This window comes from Halomonas sp. A3H3, from assembly GCF_000982975.1.
Taxonomy (GTDB): domain Bacteria; phylum Pseudomonadota; class Gammaproteobacteria; order Pseudomonadales; family Halomonadaceae; genus Vreelandella; species Vreelandella titanicae.
Genome location: NZ_HG423343.1, coordinates 1,424,367 through 1,442,982, shown reverse-complemented (window position 1 = coordinate 1,442,982; position 18,616 = coordinate 1,424,367). Strand labels below are relative to the sequence as shown.

Sequence of the window (18,616 nt, the reverse complement as noted above, 5' to 3'; positions counted from 1 at the left end):
CCGTAAGTTCTGGCCCCTTAATTTGTCGAGAGTTTAAATGCCTGTTTCCACTACACCCCAGGGTCAGCCGGTTTGGCGGCGGCGCACCACCCGCGCTCAATGGTTGCAGTACCTGGCTTGGCTGGCGGGTGTCAGCCTATTTCTGCTCTGCTGGAAGATGATTTCCGACAACACCATGTGGGTGTTTGTGGAAGATGCCGGCCGCCAGGGAGCAGATTTGATCAGCCGCATGACCCCTCCCGAATGGAGCTACGCCAATGTGCTCTGGAAGCCCATGTGGGACACCATCAATATCGCCACTTTGGGCACCGCGTTAGGGATTATGATGGCGTTTCCGGTGGCATTTTTAGCCGCCCGTAACACGACGCCGCATCCGCTGGTGCGCAGTTTGGCGCTGATGGTGATCGTTTCATCGCGCTCCATTAACTCGCTGATTTGGGCGATGCTACTGGTCACCATTCTTGGCCCCGGCGTACTGGCGGGGATTATTGCCATTGCCCTGCGCTCCATCGGCTTTGTGGGCAAGCTGCTTTACGAAGCGATTGAAGAGATCCATCCCACGCCCGTTGAGGCGATTAGCGCTACCGGCGCGAGTCGACTGCAGGTGATGAACTACGGCGTGCTGCCCCAGGTGATGCCCGCGTTCGCGGGGATTAGCGTTTACCGCTGGGACATTAATATCCGTGAGTCGACGGTGTTGGGCTTGGTCGGGGCAGGTGGTATTGGTCTGCAGTTGAATGCCTCGATCAATAGCCTCGCCTGGGATCAAGTTAGCGTCATCTTTATTATGATTTTCGCCACCGTGCTGGTATCGGAGTGGATTTCCGCACGCGTGCGTCACGCGATTATCTAGTCATCGGTTTCCTAATCTGCAAACTGCCTAGATCGGCGAGGTTACCCCTATGCGCTTTCCTGAAGCCGAACAAACAACGATAGATTTACTGCGCCACGGCGAGCCGGTGGGCGGGCGTATGCTCCGCGGCTCCACCGACCATCCGCTGAGTGAAACCGGCTGGCAGCAGGTGACCGATGCAGTCATGCGGCAGACGGTCGACGGGCATCTTCCCTACGATGCGATCGTGACCTCTCCGTTAACGCGCTGCCGCGAATTCGCCTTATGGCTGGGCGAGGAGTTTGATCTGCCCGTTCAGGTGGAAGACGATTTCGCCGAGTTGCATTTGGGGCAGTGGGAGGGCAAAACCCACGCCCAGGTGTTTGCCGAAGAGGGCACCGAGCGAATGAGTGCCTTTTGGTTCGATCCTGCCGCGGTGTCTCCCCCCGGTGGCGAAACCCTGCAAGCCTTTGACGCGCGATTAGCCGAGGCCTGGCAGCAGCTGTTAAGTAACCCGCCTAGCAAGCATGTGCTGGTAGTGGCGCATCTATTTGTCTGCAATGGCCTGCTGCGCCAGGTGATCGAGCAGCCGCTTTCGCGGGTACTGGCAATGGATTTACCCTACGCGGCCATGAGCCGGGTGCGGCATGAACGCCATGCGCTGGGTGAAACCAGCTTTGTCGAGTGGATTGGCCGCTAACCATTGGCGGCTAGGCATGCTTTGCGCCATCATGAAAGCATGTTGATTTATTGGAGCGGCTGCCCATGCTACTGGTTCGCCTGTGGCCTCTACCTTGCGGGTTGGCACCTTCTGGAAGGTGGCTGCTTACCTGCCTGTTACTACTGGCACTAGCGGGTTGTGCCAGCCGCGATCTTACCCCCATTGAGGCGCCTCCTAACCGCGCAGGACTCTCTATGGAGCGTGCGCTGATTCTCTCCCATGCTCAGCAGGCCATTGGCACACCGTATCGTTTTGGGGGAAATACGCCCGATGGTCTGGACTGCTCTGGCTTAGTGGAAATGACCTACCGGGCGGCGGGTATTCGTGTTCCGCGTTCCGCCGATGAACAGTTTCGTGCCTTGCCACAGGTGAAAAAACCACGCCCTGGTGATCTGCTTTTCTTTGGCGACCGTCGCAAAGCGACCCACGTAGGAATTTATCGTGGCAACGGCCAAATGATTCATGCACCTGGTAAGGGCCGTGCAGTAGTCAGCGTGCCGTTAGAGATCGATTACTGGCAGGCGCGCTTTTTGGGTGCCGCCAGTCCAGCGCCTTAAGGAGCGCTCAATTCAGCCGCTTGTTAGGCCTGAAAATTCGTCAGACTTTATGATTTGAATCAATATAGAGTTCCCCAAACGCCCTATAATCGCGCCGCTTGTCGTTATTTTATCCACTAAAATTAATCGTATTTCACTAAACGGCAAAGTGCGGCAGACTTAGCTAAACGCGTCAGTTGATGCGGACAATAATAATCGAGCACGCCGCTTACCTCCCCAACGACGCTATCTGTTTGAGGCTAAGCTATGAAAACTATCGTTAACCGCATGTCGATGCGGTTTAAATTTGTCTGTGTATTGCTGCTTCCCTTGCTTGCCCTGGCTTGGTTTGCTGCGCAAGGCATTATGGAACGGCGCGCGACGGTGCAGGAGTTTGATCGTCTTCACGCCTTGACCCAACTGGCCCAGCGTGCCGGTGACGCCGTGCACCAAATGCAGCTTGAACGGGGCATGACCGCTGGCTTTCTGGGCAGCGAAGGTAATGCCTTTGGCGATCAGCTTAATCAGCAGCGTCCCAACACCGACGCCGCTGTCCAGGCTTTCCAAGCTCAGCGTGATGCCTTGGATCCAGCGCTGTTAACACCTGCTGTCCAGCAACGACTCAACGAAATCGACGCCCAGTGGCAGCGCCAGGCAGCCTTACGCAAGCGTGTCGATGGCCTTGATATGGCGATGGGTGATGCGTTAAGCCACTACACTGGCATCAACGGTCAACTAATGGCCTTTGTGGGTACGTTGTCGCATCTAACCAGCGAAGGGGGTATTGCTCGCCAGCTAAGTGCCTACTACCAACTGCTGGAAGCCAAAGATTTAGCGGGGATTGAGCGGGCTCTGCTTTCCAATGCCTTCGCCAGCGACGGCATGCCCGACGCTACGTTACGCCGTTTCTTGTCCTTGCTGGGCGAGGAACAGGCATTCTTGACGAGCTTCCGCCTGTTGGCTGGAGATGAAAGCCGCGACCAGCTTGACCAGGCATTGAGCGGTGCAGAGATCGAGCGTCTCTTGGCTCGGCGCGAATTGGCGATCAGTCAAGCGCAAGCCGGCGGTTATGGTGTCGACCCGGAACAGTGGTTTGAGTGGCAAACGGTGAAAATTGCCCGCCTTAAAGCGTTAGAGGATAGCGTGGCAGATACAGTGGTGGCCCAGACTGTCGCGCTGCGTGAGTCGGCCCAACAGGCACTTTGGCAGTATGCGGTAATTGCGCTCGTGGCCAGCTTGATGGCGATTGTCGCTGCCGTATTGATCGTACGCGTCATTACCCAATCGCTTAACCAAGCGCTAACCAGTATCGCGACCCGGGGTAGCGATTTGACACAGCGCTTAGTGGTGCCGGGTAGCGATGAGTTATCAAAGCTATATCAGGCGTTTAATGAATCGTCGGAAGTTACCGAAGCGCTGGTCGCTGACGTTAAGCGCAATGCGCAGTCGGTGGCGGTGGCCAGCAATCAGATGGCGCAGGGTAATCAAGACCTTGCCCAGCGAACCGAAGAGCAGTCCGCCTCGCTGGTGCAAACCGCGTCGAGCATGGAGCAGATTACCGCCACGGTGCGGCAGAGTGCTGAAAACGCGCAGCAAGCCCAGCAGATGACTGGGGAGGTGGCTCAAGAGGCAAAAGAAGCCACCGCAGTCGCTTCTCAAGCCCAAACAGCCATGCAGCTTATCCTGCAAGCCAACGAGCAGGTAACTAGCATTGTGGTGACTATCGATAACATCGCTTTCCAAACCAATTTGCTGGCGCTTAATGCCTCGGTTGAAGCGGCGAGAGCCGGTGAGCATGGGCGCGGTTTTGCAGTGGTTGCCGATGAAGTACGCAAATTGGCTAGCCGCAGCGCCCAGGAGGCCAGCCAGATTCGTCAATTGATCGATAATAATGTGACAAAAATTTCAGAAGGCGAAAGCCTGGTGACTACCACCAATGAAACTCTGGGGCGGATTGCTCAACGGGTAGGGCAAATGGCAAGCCTGATGGATGAAATGGCGTCGGCTACCCATGAGCAGTCGGCGGGTATTGAGCAAATTAACCGTGCCATGGCCCAGTTAGAGGAGGTGACCCAGCAAAACGCTGCATTGGTTGAGGAAATGGCCGCGGCGAGCCGCTCCCTTGATGATCAGGCCGATGATATGACCAGCAAAGTGAGCGATTACCAAGTGCGCGATACGGCGTTGGCCACCCAGCGTTTAGCCCTCTCTCCCGCGTAGCTTACCTGTCATTATATTGAGCAAACTCTTTAACTAATTACCTCGTCAGCCGATAAGGTACTTTGCAGTGCAAAGTACCTTCGCCGTCATAGGGTGTTATTATGCCTAGCAGTACTACTGTCTTCATAATAACGGTTCTATTGACCTAATAACGGCTCTATATAACAACGAACCTATTTAGCGACGGCTCTATAAAAACGACGAGGAGAGCAAAGACATATGTATGAATCCTTGAATTTATCGAAGGAACAGTCTTTGTCTCAACAGCACTCCCAGCCAGCGCCTTCACTGCCCCGCTCGAACGTGATGCCAACGGCATCCGTAAGCCATTCGGCGTCACCCGCTGAATCGGTATTTAGTTACGCCAACGAAGCGATCATTATTACTGATGCGGAAAATCGGGTGGTGGAGGTGAACCCCGCTTTTTGTGAATTAACGGGGATTACGCAGGGCGATGTACAGGGCAAAACACCAGAAGCGTTCAGCATTTTACCGCTGGACGATAGCCGCACCACGCGGTTGATGCGGGAAGAGCTGCAGTTGCGTGACCGTAGCAAAAGCCAGGTGAGCTACCGTAGTCACGATGGCCAGTTTTATCCCGGCATGATGTCGATCAATCGTGTGCGCAATGAGCACGGCGAGATCGATCACCATGTGATTGTGCTCGCAGATCTTTCGGCCATTCCGGCCCATGCCCGCCACCTTAATCGAGAAGTCTACTTTGATGCCCTCACGGGGCTACCCAACCTGCAACTGCTGACGCAGTTGATTCAAGAGTCCATGCAGCATGCAGAAGCCAAGCAGCTCCCCTTGGCGGTGTGTTCGCTGGATATCGACTTCTTCAAAAATATTAATGACCGGCTGGGTCCCACCGTAGGCGATGCGCTGCTGTCTTCTTTTTCACAGCGCATCAGCCATCTGCTGTTTGGCGATGACGTGCTGGCGCGGGTGGGTGGCGATGAGTTCGTGCTGTTACTGCACCACGGTGTCGACGATGACTTTTTCGAGAAGTTGCTGGGCTCCATTCGACAACCGATGATGATTGAGGGCCAGAGTGTTCATCTGACGGCGAGCCTGGGGGTTACGCTCTACCCTAATGACCACGTTCAGGGCGATGTGCTGCTGCGGCATGCCAATCAGGCCATGTATCGTGCCAAACAGCGTGGCCGCGACACGTTCCACCTGTTTGACCCTAACCATGACCGCTTGCTTCAGGTGCGCCATGAGCAGCGCCAGCGTTTTATTGATGCCCTCACTCACAATGAACTGTGCCTTTACTATCAGCCCCAGGTCGATATGCGCAGTGGCAAAGTGGTCGGTCTAGAGGCGCTGATTCGTTGGCAGCACCCTGAAGATGGGCTGCTGGCACCTGGGCAGTTTTTACCCATCATCGATACCACGCCGTTGGAGGTGGATCTTGGCGAGTGGGTCATTGAACGAGCGCTGCGTCAGTTGAGTGAGTGGCAAGTGCAGGGCATCGCGCTGCCGATCAATGTGAATATAAGCCCTACGCATCTGTTAGTGAGTGATTTTAGCCAGCGGCTTGGCGAGTTATTGGCACGCTACCCTGATGTACCGCCCGTACTGCTCAAGCTCGAAGTGCTGGAGAGCGCCGCAATGCACGATATCCAGGCTGCGCTGCAAAATATGGCGCGCTGCCAGTCGCTGGGGGTGAGTTTTGCTATTGATGATTTTGGCACCGGGTTTTCGTCGTTAACCCATCTGCGGCAGTTGCCGGTCAGCCTGATCAAAATTGATCAGAGCTTTGTCCGCGATATGCTCACCGATCAGGATGATATGGCGATTGTGGAAAGCGTCATTTACATGGCTAATCGTTTTAAGCGGCCCATGCTGGCAGAGGGGGTAGAAACCTTAGACCATGCCAAAGCCTTGATGGCGCTAGGCTGCGATTTAGCCCAAGGCTATGGTATTGCGCGGCCTATGCCCGCCGAGTCATTACCTACCTGGTTGGCAAATTGGCCTAGCCGTGAAGAGTGGAGCTCTCTTGCGCTAGCGGACAATTAAGCAGCTTGTTCCTCTGAAGGTTGCTCGTTAGCGGCTGATTCATCAGCAGAAGAAGTTGCCTCGGCGCCGTTGCTGCGGGCTTGCTCCATTTCACTGCGCTGCATGGACGCTTCGAGCTTGGCTTCCAACAAGTACTGACGCGCTTGGGCAGCCACTTGATGATCTTTGGGAGAGGGATCTGCAGGCGCCATGGCTGCGGCGATCACGGTCTGCATTTTTTCGATAGTGGCTTGGGGGTCATTGGGTACCGGGCCATAATCGATCGGTACTTCTCCCGCGACCGCGTAGCGCTTGCCATCGGGGCCAACTTCATACTCGTAGCTGGCGCCGCCTGCATAGGCACCGCCCACGGTTTGGTGCGCCATCTCGTGCTGGCGAACTTCGCGGTCGTTCTGTTTAAGCTGGTCTAGTAGCCGAATCTCATCCGGCGCCATGGGCGTACCGTCAGCCCGTTTGGGGCCAGCCTCGGCACTGCTGCTCTCTTCACTAGCACTAGTCGTTTTTGGGTCGTCGGTAGACGCCGTATCTTCTTCTAGAGCACGGCCTTTAGCGGCTTGCTCAACGCGCGGGGACATTGTATTCGCTGAAGGGTACGTCCCGGCAGCGTGAGAAACAGTGCTAATGGAAGAAACGGCCATAGGTCATTACCGACTAAGTACGAGTTGGGATACCATGAAGTATTAGCGAGCAACGCCGACAGTGCAAGTTTGCGCTGTGCGATGCCAACACTTTTCTGACACGATGCCAGCCTATGCCAAGTCTATCCCTGCCCTATGCAAACCATTGATGTGGTCATTAATCTTAATTATGATGAATGTCTAGCCCATTACGAAGGGCGTATCGCCAACGTGCGAACCCGCAGCGTAGATGGCCGTTGGGTGATATTTCCCGCCGAAGCAATTCGGCGGGTGGTGGGCCGGGACGGTGTGCGCGGCATTTATCGATTAAGTTTTTCTGAGCAGGGCCGATTTATTAGCATTGACCCCTTAACCGGACGTTGAACCGCCTATGCACCGCCATGGAACACCGATCACTTTAAATGACCTCATTTATTCCATTATTCCTAATTTAAACAGTGCTGAAAAGTTAGTTTTCGCTACGTTAGAAAGCTTGATCGAAGCCGCTTCAAATCCTTTGGACATCCTTAAACGCACCGATCAACGCCAAGCGTTTGGTCTGGAAGTTCATCGTATTCGCATCAACCTGGAGCACCTGCTCGACCGTTACCGCACCGAGTTAGAGGCTGTGCTGCGTAGCGAAGGTGAGTATACCGGCCCGGTAGTAGAGCCCGACGCCCAAGAGGCCGATGCCATTCGCAGCGCTGTGGATATCTATGTTCATGTATGCGCCTTTCAACGCGGCGAGCGCCCCCACCCTGTGCCTGGGCGCGAATCCATGTCGCGCCAACGGGTATAGCGCATCATTTATCACATGGCATCAACATTGCTTGTATAATGTGGCAATTGGACTTTCAGGGTTATCCCCTTGAAAGCAAACAGCCTGCCTACCCGGCGCTGGCTGTAGACACATTAGGAGATATACCATGTCTGCCTCACCCGTCACGTTGATGGTGGCTCGTCGCGTTGAGCACGGCCGCTACGCCGATTTTAATCGTTGGCTTAATGAAGGACGCGAACTGGCGGCCGACTTCGCTGGCTACCTCGGTTCTGGCGTACTGTCGCCACCGGCTGATGACGATGAATACCAGATTATATTCCGCTTTAGCAGCAGCGAGACCTTAGCCGCTTGGGAGCACTCCGCTTCACGGCATGCGTGGTTGGCGCGTGGTAAAGGCTTATATGAGGCGCCCCATGAGCACCGGGCCACCGGGTTGGATGCGTGGTTTCAAACCGGCAGCAGTGCACCGCCGCGCTGGAAGCAGGCCGTGGCTGTCTGGCTGGCTTTCTTTCCTATCTCGCTGATCTTTCAGTTCGTGTTCGGCGGCGTATTGGCCGATTGGGCGTTGCTGCCGCGGGTGGTGGTGAGCACCCTAATGCTGACGCCAGTGATGGTATTTGTGTTTATTCCGCTCTCTATGCGTTTACTTGCGCCCTGGCTGCAAGGTAAGTGGTCACCGCTGGATCTGCTGGCGCGTTGGCGCCATGCGCACCGTTTATAACGCACCTAATTAATAAGCATTAATTTTGACGTTGCGTTGATACTAATGCTCCTATGATGATGGGCTTTATGGTACTAAGCTAAATGTGCCATTAGAAAAGGAATACGTGTCGCCAGTGCAATGCTGGCGCGCAACTCAGCCCCACGGAGTGTTTATGATCCACGTTCACCATCTGGAAAAGTCTCGTTCGCATCGCATCCTGTGGCTACTTGAAGCCCTTGAACTGGACTACGAGTTGGTGGTTTACCAACGCGATGGCAAAACCCAGCAAGCGCCAGATTCGCTGAAAAAAATTCACCCGCTGGGTAAATCTCCGGTGATTACCGACGGCGATTTTACCGTGGCCGAATCAGGCGCCATCATAGATTACCTTGTTCAACGCTATGGGCAGGGGCGCTGTCAGCCTCCCATCGATGATATGAGTGCGTGGGTGGACTACCGCTACTGGTTGCACTATGCCGAAGGGTCATTAATGCCGCTGCTGGTGATGCAGCTTGTGTTTAGTCAAATTCCCAAACAGTCGCCCTGGCTGATTAAGCCACTGGCTAAGGGAATTAGCGATACGGTAAGCAAGCGCTTCTTAGCACCGCAGCTTAAACAGCACCTGAACTTCATAAACCAGCACTTGTTGGCGCAGGGTAATTTTGCCGGGCCGTGGCCCAGTGGTGCTGATATTCAAATGAGTTTCCCGTTACAGGCCATGGCCGCCGTGCAGTCGTTGGAAAAGTATCCTGCCATCGCTGCGTTTGTGTCACGTATTGAAAAAGACGCTGCCTGGCAGCGAGTGGTCGAGCGGGCAGGCCCGTTGACCATGCCTGGTCAGTGAACAGCCACTATGTACTATTTTGCCTCGTCTGCAGCTCTTCCGGCGGAGCTTCTGCGCAGCATTGACAGCTACTTGGGGCGATGGGGCATCGCCTTGCTGCTTGTGTTCCTTCTTTTGGCGCTGCTGGGCAACCTGTTGCTCAAGCGGCGCATGCAGCATAACCGGGCGTTACTGCAATCCAATAAAGAGATGCTGGCGACTATTCTGGATAGCGTCGATGCCTTTATCTATATCAAATCCCCAAGCTTGGAGTATCAATACGTTAATCGTCGCATGAGCGATCTATTTGGCCTGCCAGCCGACAAAATTATCGGTAAGCGCGATGCGGCGTTTTTTGATGCCGGGAGCGCTGCGGAAATCAACCAGGTTGATCGCAACGTATTAGATTCGGGGAAAAAAGTAACGGTAGAAGAGAGCAACGTTTTGCGGGGTGAAAGCCGGGTAAGAACGTTCTTATCGATTAAAATGCCGCTTTCCATGTCCCCTGGCGCACCTCCCTCCCTGTGCGGTATTTCGACCGAACTGACTGACTACCTCGAAATGCAGTCACGCACCCACTACCTGGCCTTCTATGACTCGCTAACCGGGCTGCCCAATCGACGGCTACTGATGGACTCCTTAACGGCAACCATTGATCATGATGAGTGGGCCACATTTTTCAGTGCGGTGCTGGTGATCGACCTGGATAATTTTCGCTTAGTAAATGATATTCAGGGCCATGAGAGCGGTGACCAGCTTTTGGTCAGCGTGGCTGAACAGCTACGCCAGCGGCTTGACGAAGAGGTAACGCTGGCCCGCTTCAGTAGCGATGAGTTTGTGGTGCTGATCAAGAACCTGGGCGAGGAGCAAAAAGACGCCGCACTAAAAGCCGAGCGTGTGGGGCGGCAACTGCTGGAAGTCATTGCTCAATTAAGAAGCAGTCACTCGTTACCGATCAGTGCCAGCATTGGCATTTCGCTGTTTACGGGAGCTGGTGAGTACAGTATGGATAGCGTGCTGCAACAGGCAGATATGGCGTTGCAGCAGGCGAAAAGCGCGGGCGGCAATACGCTGCGCTTTTTTAACAGCGAAATGCAGACCAGCGTATTGGAACGGGCCAGTTTAGAAGCTGATTTGCATCAGGCGCTCAAGCGCAACGAGCTGGCGCTGCATTACCAAGTGCAGGTCGACCATCAGGGCGTGACTACCGGCGTTGAAGCGCTGCTGCGGTGGTATCATCCTCAGCGTGGCTGGGTATCCCCCGCAACGTTTATCCCGCTTGCGGAAGAGAATCGGTTGATTGTGCCGATCGGTTACTGGGTGCTGCGGTCAGCTTGCGAGCAGCTAGCGAAATGGTCTCATCAACCGGCCTATGCGCCGTTAAGTATTTCCGTCAACGTGAGTTCAGTGCAGTTTCAGCAGCCGGAGTTTGTACGTGATGTTGAAGAGCTATTAGCAGAAACCCTGGCGCCGCCGAACCGCTTGGTGCTTGAAGTCACCGAGAGCCTGTTGATGCACGAGCCGGTGAGGGTGCGTAGCACGATGTTGAAACTGCGTGCTAGGGGGATTCGCTTTGCGTTGGATGACTTTGGTACCGGTTACTCATCGCTGAGTTACCTGAAGCGCTTACCGCTGGATGAATTGAAAATTGACCAATCGTTTATTCGCGAGCTGCTGACCGATAAGACAGACGCAGCGATTGTCGATACCACGATTCTACTTGCGGTAAGTTTAGGCTTAACCGTGGTCGCGGAAGGAGTGGAGAAAAAAGAGCAGTTCGATTGGCTAAGAGGCCACGGCTGTTACCGCTATCAGGGCTATCTATTTGGCCGCCCGACACCCATTGAGTATCTTTTCGAAAGCTATTAAACGGCTATACCAAAACCCCTTTCCAGCACGCTGAAAAGGGGTAAAGAGATACAAGGAAAAGTAATAGTGCCATCTATTTCTCTTTTGATCGGGCTTAGCTGAAGAGCGCAAAGCTCTCAGCGTTGAGCCACATATGCACCAGAATACTGGCGATGTAGCCGAGCAGAATAACCGGCGACCAGCGCAAGTGGCCCATAAAGGTATAGGAGCCCCTTGCCTGACCCATGACCGCCACACCGGCCGCGGAACCAATCGATAGCAAGCTGCCACCAACGCCAGCGGTTAAGGTAATCAGTAGCCACTGGCCGTGGGACATATCGGGCTCCATGGTCAGCACTGCAAACATCACCGGAATGTTGTCTACCACGGCCGAAACAATGCCTAATACAATATTGGCAGCAGTCGCGTTCCAACCGGTATACAGCGCTTCCGACAGCAAGCCTAGATAGCCCATGAAGCCAAGCCCGCCAACGCACATTACCACCCCGTAGAAGAACAGCAGTGTGTCCCACTCAGCCCGGGCAACGCGGTTAAAAACATCAAACGGCACCACGCTACCCAGTTGCGCCAGCTTACGGTTATCACCTTCACGGCTATACCGCTCGCGCTTGCGCTCCAAGGAGCGGGGCAGGCTGCGGCGCAGGTAGTAACCGAAGAACTGCAAGTAGCCAAGGCCGGTCATCATGCCCAACACCGGGGGTAGATGGAGCACCACGTGACACAGTACGGCGGTGACAATCGTTAGTAAAAACAGCAGCACAATGCGCCGGGCGCCACGCTTCATCCACACATCTTCATAAACACTTGCGGGTTTTTCATCCTTGATAAACAGGCTCATGATGCATGCTGGAATCATGAAGTTGACCAGGGCGGGGAAGAACAGAATAAAGAACTCCTGGAACTCCACCATGCCCGCTTGCCATACCATTAGAGTGGTGATATCACCAAAGGGACTAAACGCACCCCCCGCGTTGGCGGCCACCACGATATTGATACAGGCCAGGTTGATATAGCGCTGGTTGCCTTCGGCCACCTTGGTCACCACCGCGCACATCAAGAGTGCGGTGGTAAGGTTGTCGGCAATGGGGGATAACACAAAGGCGAGACCGCCGGTCAGCCAAAAAAGGGTTCGGTAGTTAAAGCCTTTACGCAGCATCCAGGAACGCAATGCATCGAAGACCCGACGCTCTTCCATGGCATTGATATAGGTCATGGCCACCAGCAAGAACAGCATCAGCTCGGTGAACTCCAACAGCGTGACGCGGAAAGCGTACTCAGACGCGTCCGACATGCCGTTTTGGACATACACCCAGCCGATGAGGCTCCAGATGATACCGGCTGCCACCAACACCGGTTTAGACTTGCGCATATGGAACTTTTCTTCCGCCATGACTAATGCATACGCCAGGACGAAAATCGCAACAGCAAAAAAGCCAACGGTAGAGGTGGTTAGATCTAGTTCACCGGTCACTGCAAATGCACTGGGACTTACGCCTAATAGTAAGGCCGCTAACAAAAAAAGCCAGCGACGATATAATCGAGGCTGGCAAGAGGGTTGGCACAACGTAGGCATGTGACGTTCTTCCTCATGGTTAAGTTGTCAGGAGTGGTATAAAAGCGGCCTCATTTTATCAGTCTATATTGCGCCGCAATACCTTATTAAAACGAACGGAAGTAGTTCTTCTTAAGGTAATAGCATCTTTTTTTAGGAAATTAATCTTTTAGGTAATGGTAAATCGTGCAGTAATAGTTTTATAAAAAAGTTAATAGCGGTTTAAGAATTATACTATTGACGCATAGCATTGTTGAAAAAGATTCAGAATTTATATCTTTTTAAGCTAATATTAGATGTCAATAAAACACCCTGGAGGGCATGGGGAGGGCGACCGCGGAGAGTGCCTGTCCGAGGGCAGTCGTGCTATTTTAATGCGCGCCACGCTCTCAGCTTGGTCATATAACAACTGGGTAAGATAAAAACGAGGCCGATTAGAAGTGGCCGCTGGATACGTTGAGGAATATAACGATGCGCAATCCCTTTCGCTCCCTACACCGCACGCTTTTCGTCTCGGCTACTACGTTAGTGCTGACAGGTGCCGCCTTCTCCGCCCACGCAGAAACGCGTGTGACCTATAAATCGGCTTCAGCGGGTACCGCCTATTATCAAATGGGCGTAGAACTCTCAGAAGCGATTCGCCAGGGAACCGATGACGCTATCATCCTTACCCTGGAAGAAAGCCAGGGTTCGGTACAGAACGTGATGGAAGTCATGGCTCGCCAGGGCAACTATGTATTTACCACGCCGCCCGCGTTAGTCGATCAGGCCATGGGTGGGGAGGGTGCCTTTGCCGAGCGTCAGAATCCGCGTTTTCAAGAGATCCGGGGGTTGTTCCCGATCCCCTCTATCACCATGCACTTTGTATTAGCGGGTGATGACGGTGTGACCGATATTTCCACACTGGAAGGCAAGCACTTATTGATTGGTCGAGGCACCTTTGGCGCCCGTGAAGCGGCTCGTTACCTGGAACTGTTTGGCCTGGAAGAGAGCGTGAAAATTGCCGATGCAGCGATGGGCAGCGGCCCCGATGCACTTAAAAACGGCCAGATTGATGGCTTTGTGACCGCCAGCTCCTTCCCCTCACCCAATGTGATTGAGACAGCCGCCAGCATGCCGGTGACCTTGGTTAGCCTGACTGACCAACAAATCGAGCAAACGGGAGCGCCACGCCAAACGATCCCCGGCGGCACTTATCCCGGCGTGGATAAAGACGTTGAAACCACATCGCTACCGGTGATCGCCTACACCACAACGTATATGGACGATGACACCGCCTACACGCTGACCAAAACGTTTTGGGAACGCCGCGACGCCATGGCTGAAGAGGCGGCGTGGTGGAGCAGTATTAGCCCTGATATGTTGGAAAACATGACCGGCACGCTTCACCCAGGTGCGCTGCGTTACTACGAGGAAGCGGGTATCGAGGTACCTGACGCTCTGCGCTAGCCGTTTTCTTCCATTATCCATCTTCTTGCTGCCACGGTGCTTGCGCTGTGGCAGTCCTGTATTGATACAGTATTGATAGGCAGTGTGGCATGCGTGTTTTTACCTCTTCACAGGCGTCGACCCCTGAGGATGATCGCTCAGTAGCGCCTGGCTGGATGGCGTTAGGCGCAGTCAGTGTAATATTCCATCTTGGCTTGATTTTTTATGGCTTAACGCCTGCGCTGGTCAGCCGGCCGCTGCATATGGCGCTGCTGTTGCCATGGGTACTGATTTATATGGCCAATACACCAGCGCAGCGAGTCAGCGGCTGGCTGCTGACGGTATTGGGTGTTGCTGCCTGTGGCTATATTGCGTTTAACGAAGCTGCGCTAGCCAACCAGTACGGCTTTATTGATACCCACCTACAGATGGGGATTGGCCTGTTTTTGATTGCTCTAGCGCTTGAAGCGGCGCGCCGAGCCATCGGTTGGCCTCTGCCGCTGGTTGCCTTGCTGGCGTTGATGTATGGCGCCTTCGGTCAATATATTCCAGGCGCTTTTGGTCACCCTGGGCTGCCGCTGGCCAGTATGGTGGGTACGCTCACGATTGCCGAAGGCGGATTATGGGGTTCGCTGACGGGGGTAAGCGTCAGTGTGGTGGCGATTTTTGTGATTTTCGGCGCGGTGCTCAATGCGGGAGAGGCGGGCCAGGGCTTTATGAACCTAGCCAGTGCGGTGGCGGGGCGGCTCACCGGTGGGGCCGCTAAAGTGGCGGTGATTTCGTCGGCGCTGATGGGCTCTATCTCCGGCTCGGCGTCTGCCAACGTCGCTTCCACTGGGGCAATTACCATTCCCTCCATGGTGCTCCTGCGTTACCCACGTTCGCTGGCGGGTGCGGTGGAAGCCGTTGCCTCCTCCGGCGGGCAAATTATGCCGCCGCTGATGGGCGCCGGGGCATTCGTGATGGTGGAACTGACGGGCACGCCCTATACCCAGATCATGGCCGCGGCGATGCTTCCAGCGGTGCTGTACTTTTTGACGGTCTGGGTGGGTATTAATGCCTATGCGACCCGGCATGATCTAAAGCCCGTGGCCGAAAGCGAGCGACCCAGCGCGAAAGAGGTGCTGATTACCTCGCTGTTTTTTGCCATCCCCTTCGTGCTGCTGTTAGAGCGCATCTTTAATGGCGGTTTTACCCCTCAGTACGCCGCCAGTGTTGCGATTTTCGCGGGCATTGCGCTGCTCTTCTTTAACGTGACGCTGCGCTTTTCGCTCCCCGGCTTTGCCACCCGTTTATCCGACGCAGTGGTCACCGCTGGGCGTCAGATTGCCGTCATTGGTTCCATTATTCTATGTGCCTCGTTGGTGGTCGGCGTGCTGTCGTTGACAGGGTTGGGCGTCAAGATCACCTCGGGCATTCTATCGCTCTCCAACGACATGCTCTGGCCAGCCTTGCTACTAACGGCGCTCGCCTGCTTGATTTTAGGCATGGAGGTGCCCACCACCGCCGCCTATGTGATTTGTGTCTCTGTCGCCGGGCCTGCCCTGACCTCGCTAGGTTTGGAACCGCTTCTGGCGCACCTTTTTGTCTTTTGGTACGCGCTGCTCTCGACGATCACGCCGCCGGTGTGTGGCGGCGTGTTCATTGCTGCGGGCATGGTGGGGGAGAACTGGCTAAAAGTCGCATTCAAAGCCATGGCGTTAGGAATAGGGCTGTATATTATTCCTCTAGCCATGGTGGCCAACCCAGAGATGATCCAACTGGCCTTCAATCCTTCCGGCGCCTTGTTGTATGCGCTAAAAGTGGCGATTGGTTTAGGGGCGATCTCTTACGGGGTGATTGCACGAAAAGCACTTTGGCAGCGGAGCGCGTTGGCCGTGGGAGGGATTATCCTGATCTTTGTGGTTTAGCCCGGTTGTTTAAGCGTCAGCGTCTAACCGTAGCGGCGAAGAGGCTGCTAGTGGAGTGGTGGCAAACATTACCCAGGTATCCAGCGCAGGCCCCAATGATTGCACCAAACGCAGTTGCTCGGGGGCTTGGCCTAGCACCTCTTCAGCGCAAATGCCCGCCTCAAAGCGTCCCGCAAGAAGCCCTTCTGCCACCGCCACTGTGGTGGGGGCGTCTATGATCTCTGTATAAGCCGTTAAGTCGGTGTAGTAGCGGGTCGCTGGTTGTAGCGCTACTTGGGTGGGGCGAACAGAGTCGCGCTGGGCAATCAGCGCCAGCGGCTTGCTGCCCGCTATAAAGGTGTCTACGGGATAGGCTCGATGCATATAGCGGCCAACGCAGTCGCTATGCGTTGCATGGGCGGTGCACTGTAGAACGTGGCTCACATGACCCTCGAGGAGCGCCTGAAAGGCCGCTTCAAACTGGCTAAACAGAGTCACGCTGCCTTCGCCTGAGCAACGCATTCTGAGATAGCGCTTGGCAATCAGTTCATGGTTATTGCCACTAGGCCCCAAGGTTGCAATGTGCACGGTGACGTTTCTCCACGATAAACAATCAAGTCATTGAGCCAAAAACGATGGGTTTTTGGCTCGGCGCAATCAACGACTAGGCCATCTCAAAAGATCGTAAAGCTTAACGCTATATAAGCGGCATAGCCTGCAAGCAGTGCGGCTCCCTCCCAGCGCGACAGGCGCATACCGGTATACAAAAACAGCACCAGTATGCCAGCTGCTCCCAGCATTACCCATTGGTCAAACAGGGCCACGCGTGGCGCAAGGGGTAGCGGCTGTAAAAACGCGGAGATACCCAGGATGCCTAACAGGTTGAAAATATTGCTACCCAGAATATTCCCGATGGCAACATCCGCATGACGTCGTAACGCAGCAACCACCGACACGGCCATCTCCGGCAGTGAGGTACCAACGGCGACGATGGTTAAACCGATGACTGCTTCGGAAATGCCCATGGCCTGGGCCAACCCAATGGCGCCATATAAGAGTAGCTGTGACCCGCCAATCAGCATGCCCAAGCCAATCACTAACGCTACGACGATCATCCAGCCTGTAGTGGGTAGTTTGGTCATCTCCTCCGCTTCTGAAGCGTGCATTTCCGCCGCGGGAATGTGCTGACGGCTTTCACTTAAGTAGGCCCAAACAAGATAGCCGACCAGGCCCGCTATAAAAATTGCTGCATCGATGCGACCCAGTGCGCCGCCGAAGGAGAGCCCAATAAACAGCAGGCTGGCCAACACCACGACCAGCCCATCCCGGCGCAGTGCTAAAGGCTGAACCACCATTGGGCAAATAACCGCGCATAGGCCTAGAATCAATAAGATATTGCCGATATTGCTGCCCACGATGTTGCCAACCGCAATGTCAGGCTGCTGGTTAATCGCGGCATCAATCGAGACGACAAGTTCAGGGGCCGAGGTGCCAAAACCAACCACCACCAACCCTGTTAACAGTGGCGAGACGCCGACTCTTCGCGCACCCGCCACCGCGCCGCGGATAAGCGACTCCCCTCCAAGTGTCAAAAGGGCGATACCCGCCAATAAACTAAGTCCGTATAGCATGTTGAAACCTCTTCCAGAATGCTCACCAGGCCGCGAATGAAGCGGGTTTTAGCGAGCAAGCAAAGCGCGCCAGGCGGTCGGATTAGTAGTGCCTGGCTCATTGGCAAGATTAAGGCTATTTTTGCGAATTTGCGCGGTTTTTAAACGGCTATAAGAGGCAGAACAACAAATTAAAAAGCACAAAGGCTTTGACCTGCGACTGCCCACGTGGCAGGATGTCGGCAGTTAGTAAGTTAGCAAGCAAGCATGGTTCCAGAAACATTCGAATTCTTTCGGTAGTCTGTAATTGTATTCCTTGTTCTACTCACTATTTATCTGGGTAATACCAGGATTTCTACAATTCGCGACTTGCGAAAAGGATTTAATATCATGGCAACTGGCACAGTTAAGTGGTTCAACGATTCTAAAGGTTTCGGTTTCATTGCTCCTTCTGACGGCAGCGATGACGTTTTTGCTCATTTTTCTGAAATTCAGTCTGATGGCTTCAAAACTCTGCCTGAAGGCGCTAACGTCTCTTTTGACGTTACCCAAGGTCAGAAAGGCCTTCAAGCTTCAAACATTAAGCTGCTTTCTTAATCCTAGCGATTATTTAAGTTCTCGAATCGTTTAGATTCGGTGATCGGGCCCCGCTTAGGCGGGGCCCGATGCGTTTGTGCCCGCCAAAAAATATTTTCCATCAAGCACAGCTGCGCCTGTTATTAGATCAGCAAAAGCTCTGCGATCAATCCCTTAGCTTTATAGGTGTTTATTCGCGTAATGTAAAAAAACGAGCTTGATTGGTTGGTATGTTATATTGTATCTTTTTTGGCGACTTGTTTCACGAGCAGCCAAAGGAAAACCGAATATGACACCATTGCCACTTAAGGCCGCCAGCGCGCTTGTATTGAGTGCACTGATACTAACGGGCGTTCAAGGCGTTAGCGCCAGCGATCATGACCATGATCACGACCATACTCATAACGACCACGACCACGACCACGACCACGACC

The 18,616-nt window shown here is 54.2% G+C and carries 17 protein-coding genes; 13 read left to right on the top strand and 4 right to left on the bottom strand.

Annotation, left to right across the window (positions count from 1 at the left end; translation table 11 throughout):
- The first annotated feature begins 37 nt into the window (after positions 1-37).
- The 5 genes from phnE to HALA3H3_RS06265 all read left to right on the top strand — a co-directional run bounded on the left by phnE (position 38) and on the right by HALA3H3_RS06265 (position 6,334).
- Positions 38-853 (top strand): phosphonate ABC transporter, permease protein PhnE, encoded by an 816-nt coding sequence (gene phnE, locus HALA3H3_RS06285; RefSeq protein WP_022520751.1) that lies wholly within the window; start codon positions 38-40, stop codon positions 851-853.
- Between the two features lie 49 nt (positions 854-902).
- Positions 903-1,532: a histidine phosphatase family protein gene (locus HALA3H3_RS06280; protein WP_022520750.1), complete on the top strand. Its 630-nt coding sequence runs from the start codon at positions 903-905 to the stop codon at positions 1,530-1,532.
- A gap of 65 nt (positions 1,533-1,597) precedes the next feature.
- Complete coding sequence (locus HALA3H3_RS06275) at positions 1,598-2,110, top strand: C40 family peptidase (RefSeq protein ID WP_022520749.1); 513 nt, start codon at positions 1,598-1,600, stop codon at positions 2,108-2,110.
- Between the two features lie 246 nt (positions 2,111-2,356).
- On the top strand, positions 2,357-4,309 hold the full coding sequence (locus HALA3H3_RS06270; protein WP_022520748.1) for a methyl-accepting chemotaxis protein: 1,953 nt from the start codon (positions 2,357-2,359) through the stop codon (positions 4,307-4,309).
- 306 nt (positions 4,310-4,615) lie between these two features.
- Complete coding sequence (locus HALA3H3_RS06265) at positions 4,616-6,334, top strand: putative bifunctional diguanylate cyclase/phosphodiesterase (RefSeq protein ID WP_053857143.1); 1,719 nt, start codon at positions 4,616-4,618, stop codon at positions 6,332-6,334.
- Here HALA3H3_RS06265 and HALA3H3_RS06260 read toward each other — a convergent pair.
- Positions 6,331-6,972: a putative metalloprotease CJM1_0395 family protein gene (locus HALA3H3_RS06260; protein WP_009287897.1), complete on the bottom strand. Its 642-nt coding sequence runs from the start codon at positions 6,970-6,972 to the stop codon at positions 6,331-6,333. The two genes, HALA3H3_RS06265 and HALA3H3_RS06260, sit on opposite strands and share 4 nt — an antisense overlap.
- A gap of 135 nt (positions 6,973-7,107) precedes the next feature.
- Between HALA3H3_RS06260 and HALA3H3_RS06255 the strand changes: the two genes are divergently transcribed.
- From HALA3H3_RS06255 to HALA3H3_RS06235, 5 genes are all read left to right on the top strand, one after another.
- Positions 7,108-7,335 carry a DUF2835 family protein gene (locus tag HALA3H3_RS06255; RefSeq protein WP_022520746.1) on the top strand — a complete coding sequence of 76 codons (228 nt, stop codon included), beginning with the start codon at positions 7,108-7,110 and terminating at the stop codon, positions 7,333-7,335.
- Between the two features lie 7 nt (positions 7,336-7,342).
- Positions 7,343-7,750 carry a hypothetical protein gene (locus HALA3H3_RS06250; RefSeq protein ID WP_022520745.1) on the top strand — a complete coding sequence of 136 codons (408 nt, stop codon included), beginning with the start codon at positions 7,343-7,345 and terminating at the stop codon, positions 7,748-7,750.
- A gap of 127 nt (positions 7,751-7,877) precedes the next feature.
- Entirely contained in the window at positions 7,878-8,453 is a 576-nt protein-coding gene (locus HALA3H3_RS06245; RefSeq protein ID WP_009287898.1) for an antibiotic biosynthesis monooxygenase, read from the top strand.
- 154 nt (positions 8,454-8,607) lie between these two features.
- Positions 8,608-9,279, top strand: a complete 672-nt coding sequence (locus tag HALA3H3_RS06240; RefSeq protein ID WP_022520744.1) for a glutathione S-transferase — start codon at positions 8,608-8,610, stop codon at positions 9,277-9,279.
- Between the two features lie 9 nt (positions 9,280-9,288).
- On the top strand, positions 9,289-11,127 hold the full coding sequence (locus HALA3H3_RS06235) for a putative bifunctional diguanylate cyclase/phosphodiesterase (RefSeq protein WP_022520743.1): 1,839 nt from the start codon (positions 9,289-9,291) through the stop codon (positions 11,125-11,127).
- A gap of 94 nt (positions 11,128-11,221) precedes the next feature.
- Here the strand turns inward: HALA3H3_RS06235 and nhaD are convergent, their stop codons facing one another.
- Positions 11,222-12,700, bottom strand: a complete 1,479-nt coding sequence (gene nhaD, locus HALA3H3_RS06230) for a sodium:proton antiporter NhaD (protein WP_022520742.1) — start codon at positions 12,698-12,700, stop codon at positions 11,222-11,224.
- 450 nt (positions 12,701-13,150) lie between these two features.
- Between nhaD and HALA3H3_RS06225 the strand changes: the two genes are divergently transcribed.
- Both HALA3H3_RS06225 and HALA3H3_RS06220 read left to right on the top strand, forming a co-directional pair.
- A complete protein-coding gene (locus HALA3H3_RS06225; RefSeq protein WP_022520741.1) occupies positions 13,151-14,128 on the top strand; it encodes a TAXI family TRAP transporter solute-binding subunit in 978 nt (325 codons plus the stop codon).
- Positions 14,129-14,217: 89 nt separating this feature from the next.
- The gene (locus HALA3H3_RS06220) at positions 14,218-16,017 is read left to right on the top strand and encodes a TRAP transporter permease (protein ID WP_022520740.1); all 1,800 of its coding nucleotides are present in this window, start codon (positions 14,218-14,220) and stop codon (positions 16,015-16,017) included.
- A gap of 9 nt (positions 16,018-16,026) precedes the next feature.
- On the opposite strand, the gene HALA3H3_RS06215 is transcribed toward HALA3H3_RS06220, so the two are convergent.
- Both HALA3H3_RS06215 and HALA3H3_RS06210 read right to left on the bottom strand, forming a co-directional pair.
- Positions 16,027-16,584: a hypothetical protein gene (locus tag HALA3H3_RS06215; protein ID WP_022520739.1), complete on the bottom strand. Its 558-nt coding sequence runs from the start codon at positions 16,582-16,584 to the stop codon at positions 16,027-16,029.
- Between the two features lie 86 nt (positions 16,585-16,670).
- Complete coding sequence (locus HALA3H3_RS06210) at positions 16,671-17,627, bottom strand: calcium/sodium antiporter (protein ID WP_009287904.1); 957 nt, start codon at positions 17,625-17,627, stop codon at positions 16,671-16,673.
- Positions 17,628-17,996: 369 nt separating this feature from the next.
- On the opposite strand from HALA3H3_RS06210, the gene HALA3H3_RS06205 reads away from it, so the two are divergent.
- Entirely contained in the window at positions 17,997-18,203 is a 207-nt protein-coding gene (locus tag HALA3H3_RS06205; RefSeq protein WP_007111857.1) for a cold-shock protein, read from the top strand.
- Positions 18,204-18,616: the final 413 nt, after the last annotated feature.

What these genes read in the sequence shown, in the direction of transcription:
- phnE (WP_022520751.1), top strand. Translation starts at nt 38, where the DNA reads ATGCCTGTTTCCACTACACCCCAGGGTCAGCCGGTTTGGCGGCGGCGC.
- HALA3H3_RS06280 (WP_022520750.1), top strand. Translation starts at nt 903, where the DNA reads ATGCGCTTTCCTGAAGCCGAACAAACAACGATAGATTTACTGCGCCAC.
- HALA3H3_RS06275 (WP_022520749.1), top strand. Translation starts at nt 1,598, where the DNA reads ATGCTACTGGTTCGCCTGTGGCCTCTACCTTGCGGGTTGGCACCTTCT.
- HALA3H3_RS06270 (WP_022520748.1), top strand. Translation starts at nt 2,357, where the DNA reads ATGAAAACTATCGTTAACCGCATGTCGATGCGGTTTAAATTTGTCTGT.
- HALA3H3_RS06265 (WP_053857143.1), top strand. Translation starts at nt 4,616, where the DNA reads ATGCCAACGGCATCCGTAAGCCATTCGGCGTCACCCGCTGAATCGGTA.
- HALA3H3_RS06260 (WP_009287897.1), bottom strand. Translation starts at nt 6,972, where the DNA reads ATGGCCGTTTCTTCCATTAGCACTGTTTCTCACGCTGCCGGGACGTAC.
- HALA3H3_RS06255 (WP_022520746.1), top strand. Translation starts at nt 7,108, where the DNA reads ATGCAAACCATTGATGTGGTCATTAATCTTAATTATGATGAATGTCTA.
- HALA3H3_RS06250 (WP_022520745.1), top strand. Translation starts at nt 7,343, where the DNA reads ATGCACCGCCATGGAACACCGATCACTTTAAATGACCTCATTTATTCC.
- HALA3H3_RS06245 (WP_009287898.1), top strand. Translation starts at nt 7,878, where the DNA reads ATGTCTGCCTCACCCGTCACGTTGATGGTGGCTCGTCGCGTTGAGCAC.
- HALA3H3_RS06240 (WP_022520744.1), top strand. Translation starts at nt 8,608, where the DNA reads ATGATCCACGTTCACCATCTGGAAAAGTCTCGTTCGCATCGCATCCTG.
- HALA3H3_RS06235 (WP_022520743.1), top strand. Translation starts at nt 9,289, where the DNA reads ATGTACTATTTTGCCTCGTCTGCAGCTCTTCCGGCGGAGCTTCTGCGC.
- nhaD (WP_022520742.1), bottom strand. Translation starts at nt 12,700, where the DNA reads ATGCCTACGTTGTGCCAACCCTCTTGCCAGCCTCGATTATATCGTCGC.
- HALA3H3_RS06225 (WP_022520741.1), top strand. Translation starts at nt 13,151, where the DNA reads ATGCGCAATCCCTTTCGCTCCCTACACCGCACGCTTTTCGTCTCGGCT.
- HALA3H3_RS06220 (WP_022520740.1), top strand. Translation starts at nt 14,218, where the DNA reads ATGCGTGTTTTTACCTCTTCACAGGCGTCGACCCCTGAGGATGATCGC.
- HALA3H3_RS06210 (WP_009287904.1), bottom strand. Translation starts at nt 17,627, where the DNA reads ATGCTATACGGACTTAGTTTATTGGCGGGTATCGCCCTTTTGACACTT.
- HALA3H3_RS06205 (WP_007111857.1), top strand. Translation starts at nt 17,997, where the DNA reads ATGGCAACTGGCACAGTTAAGTGGTTCAACGATTCTAAAGGTTTCGGT.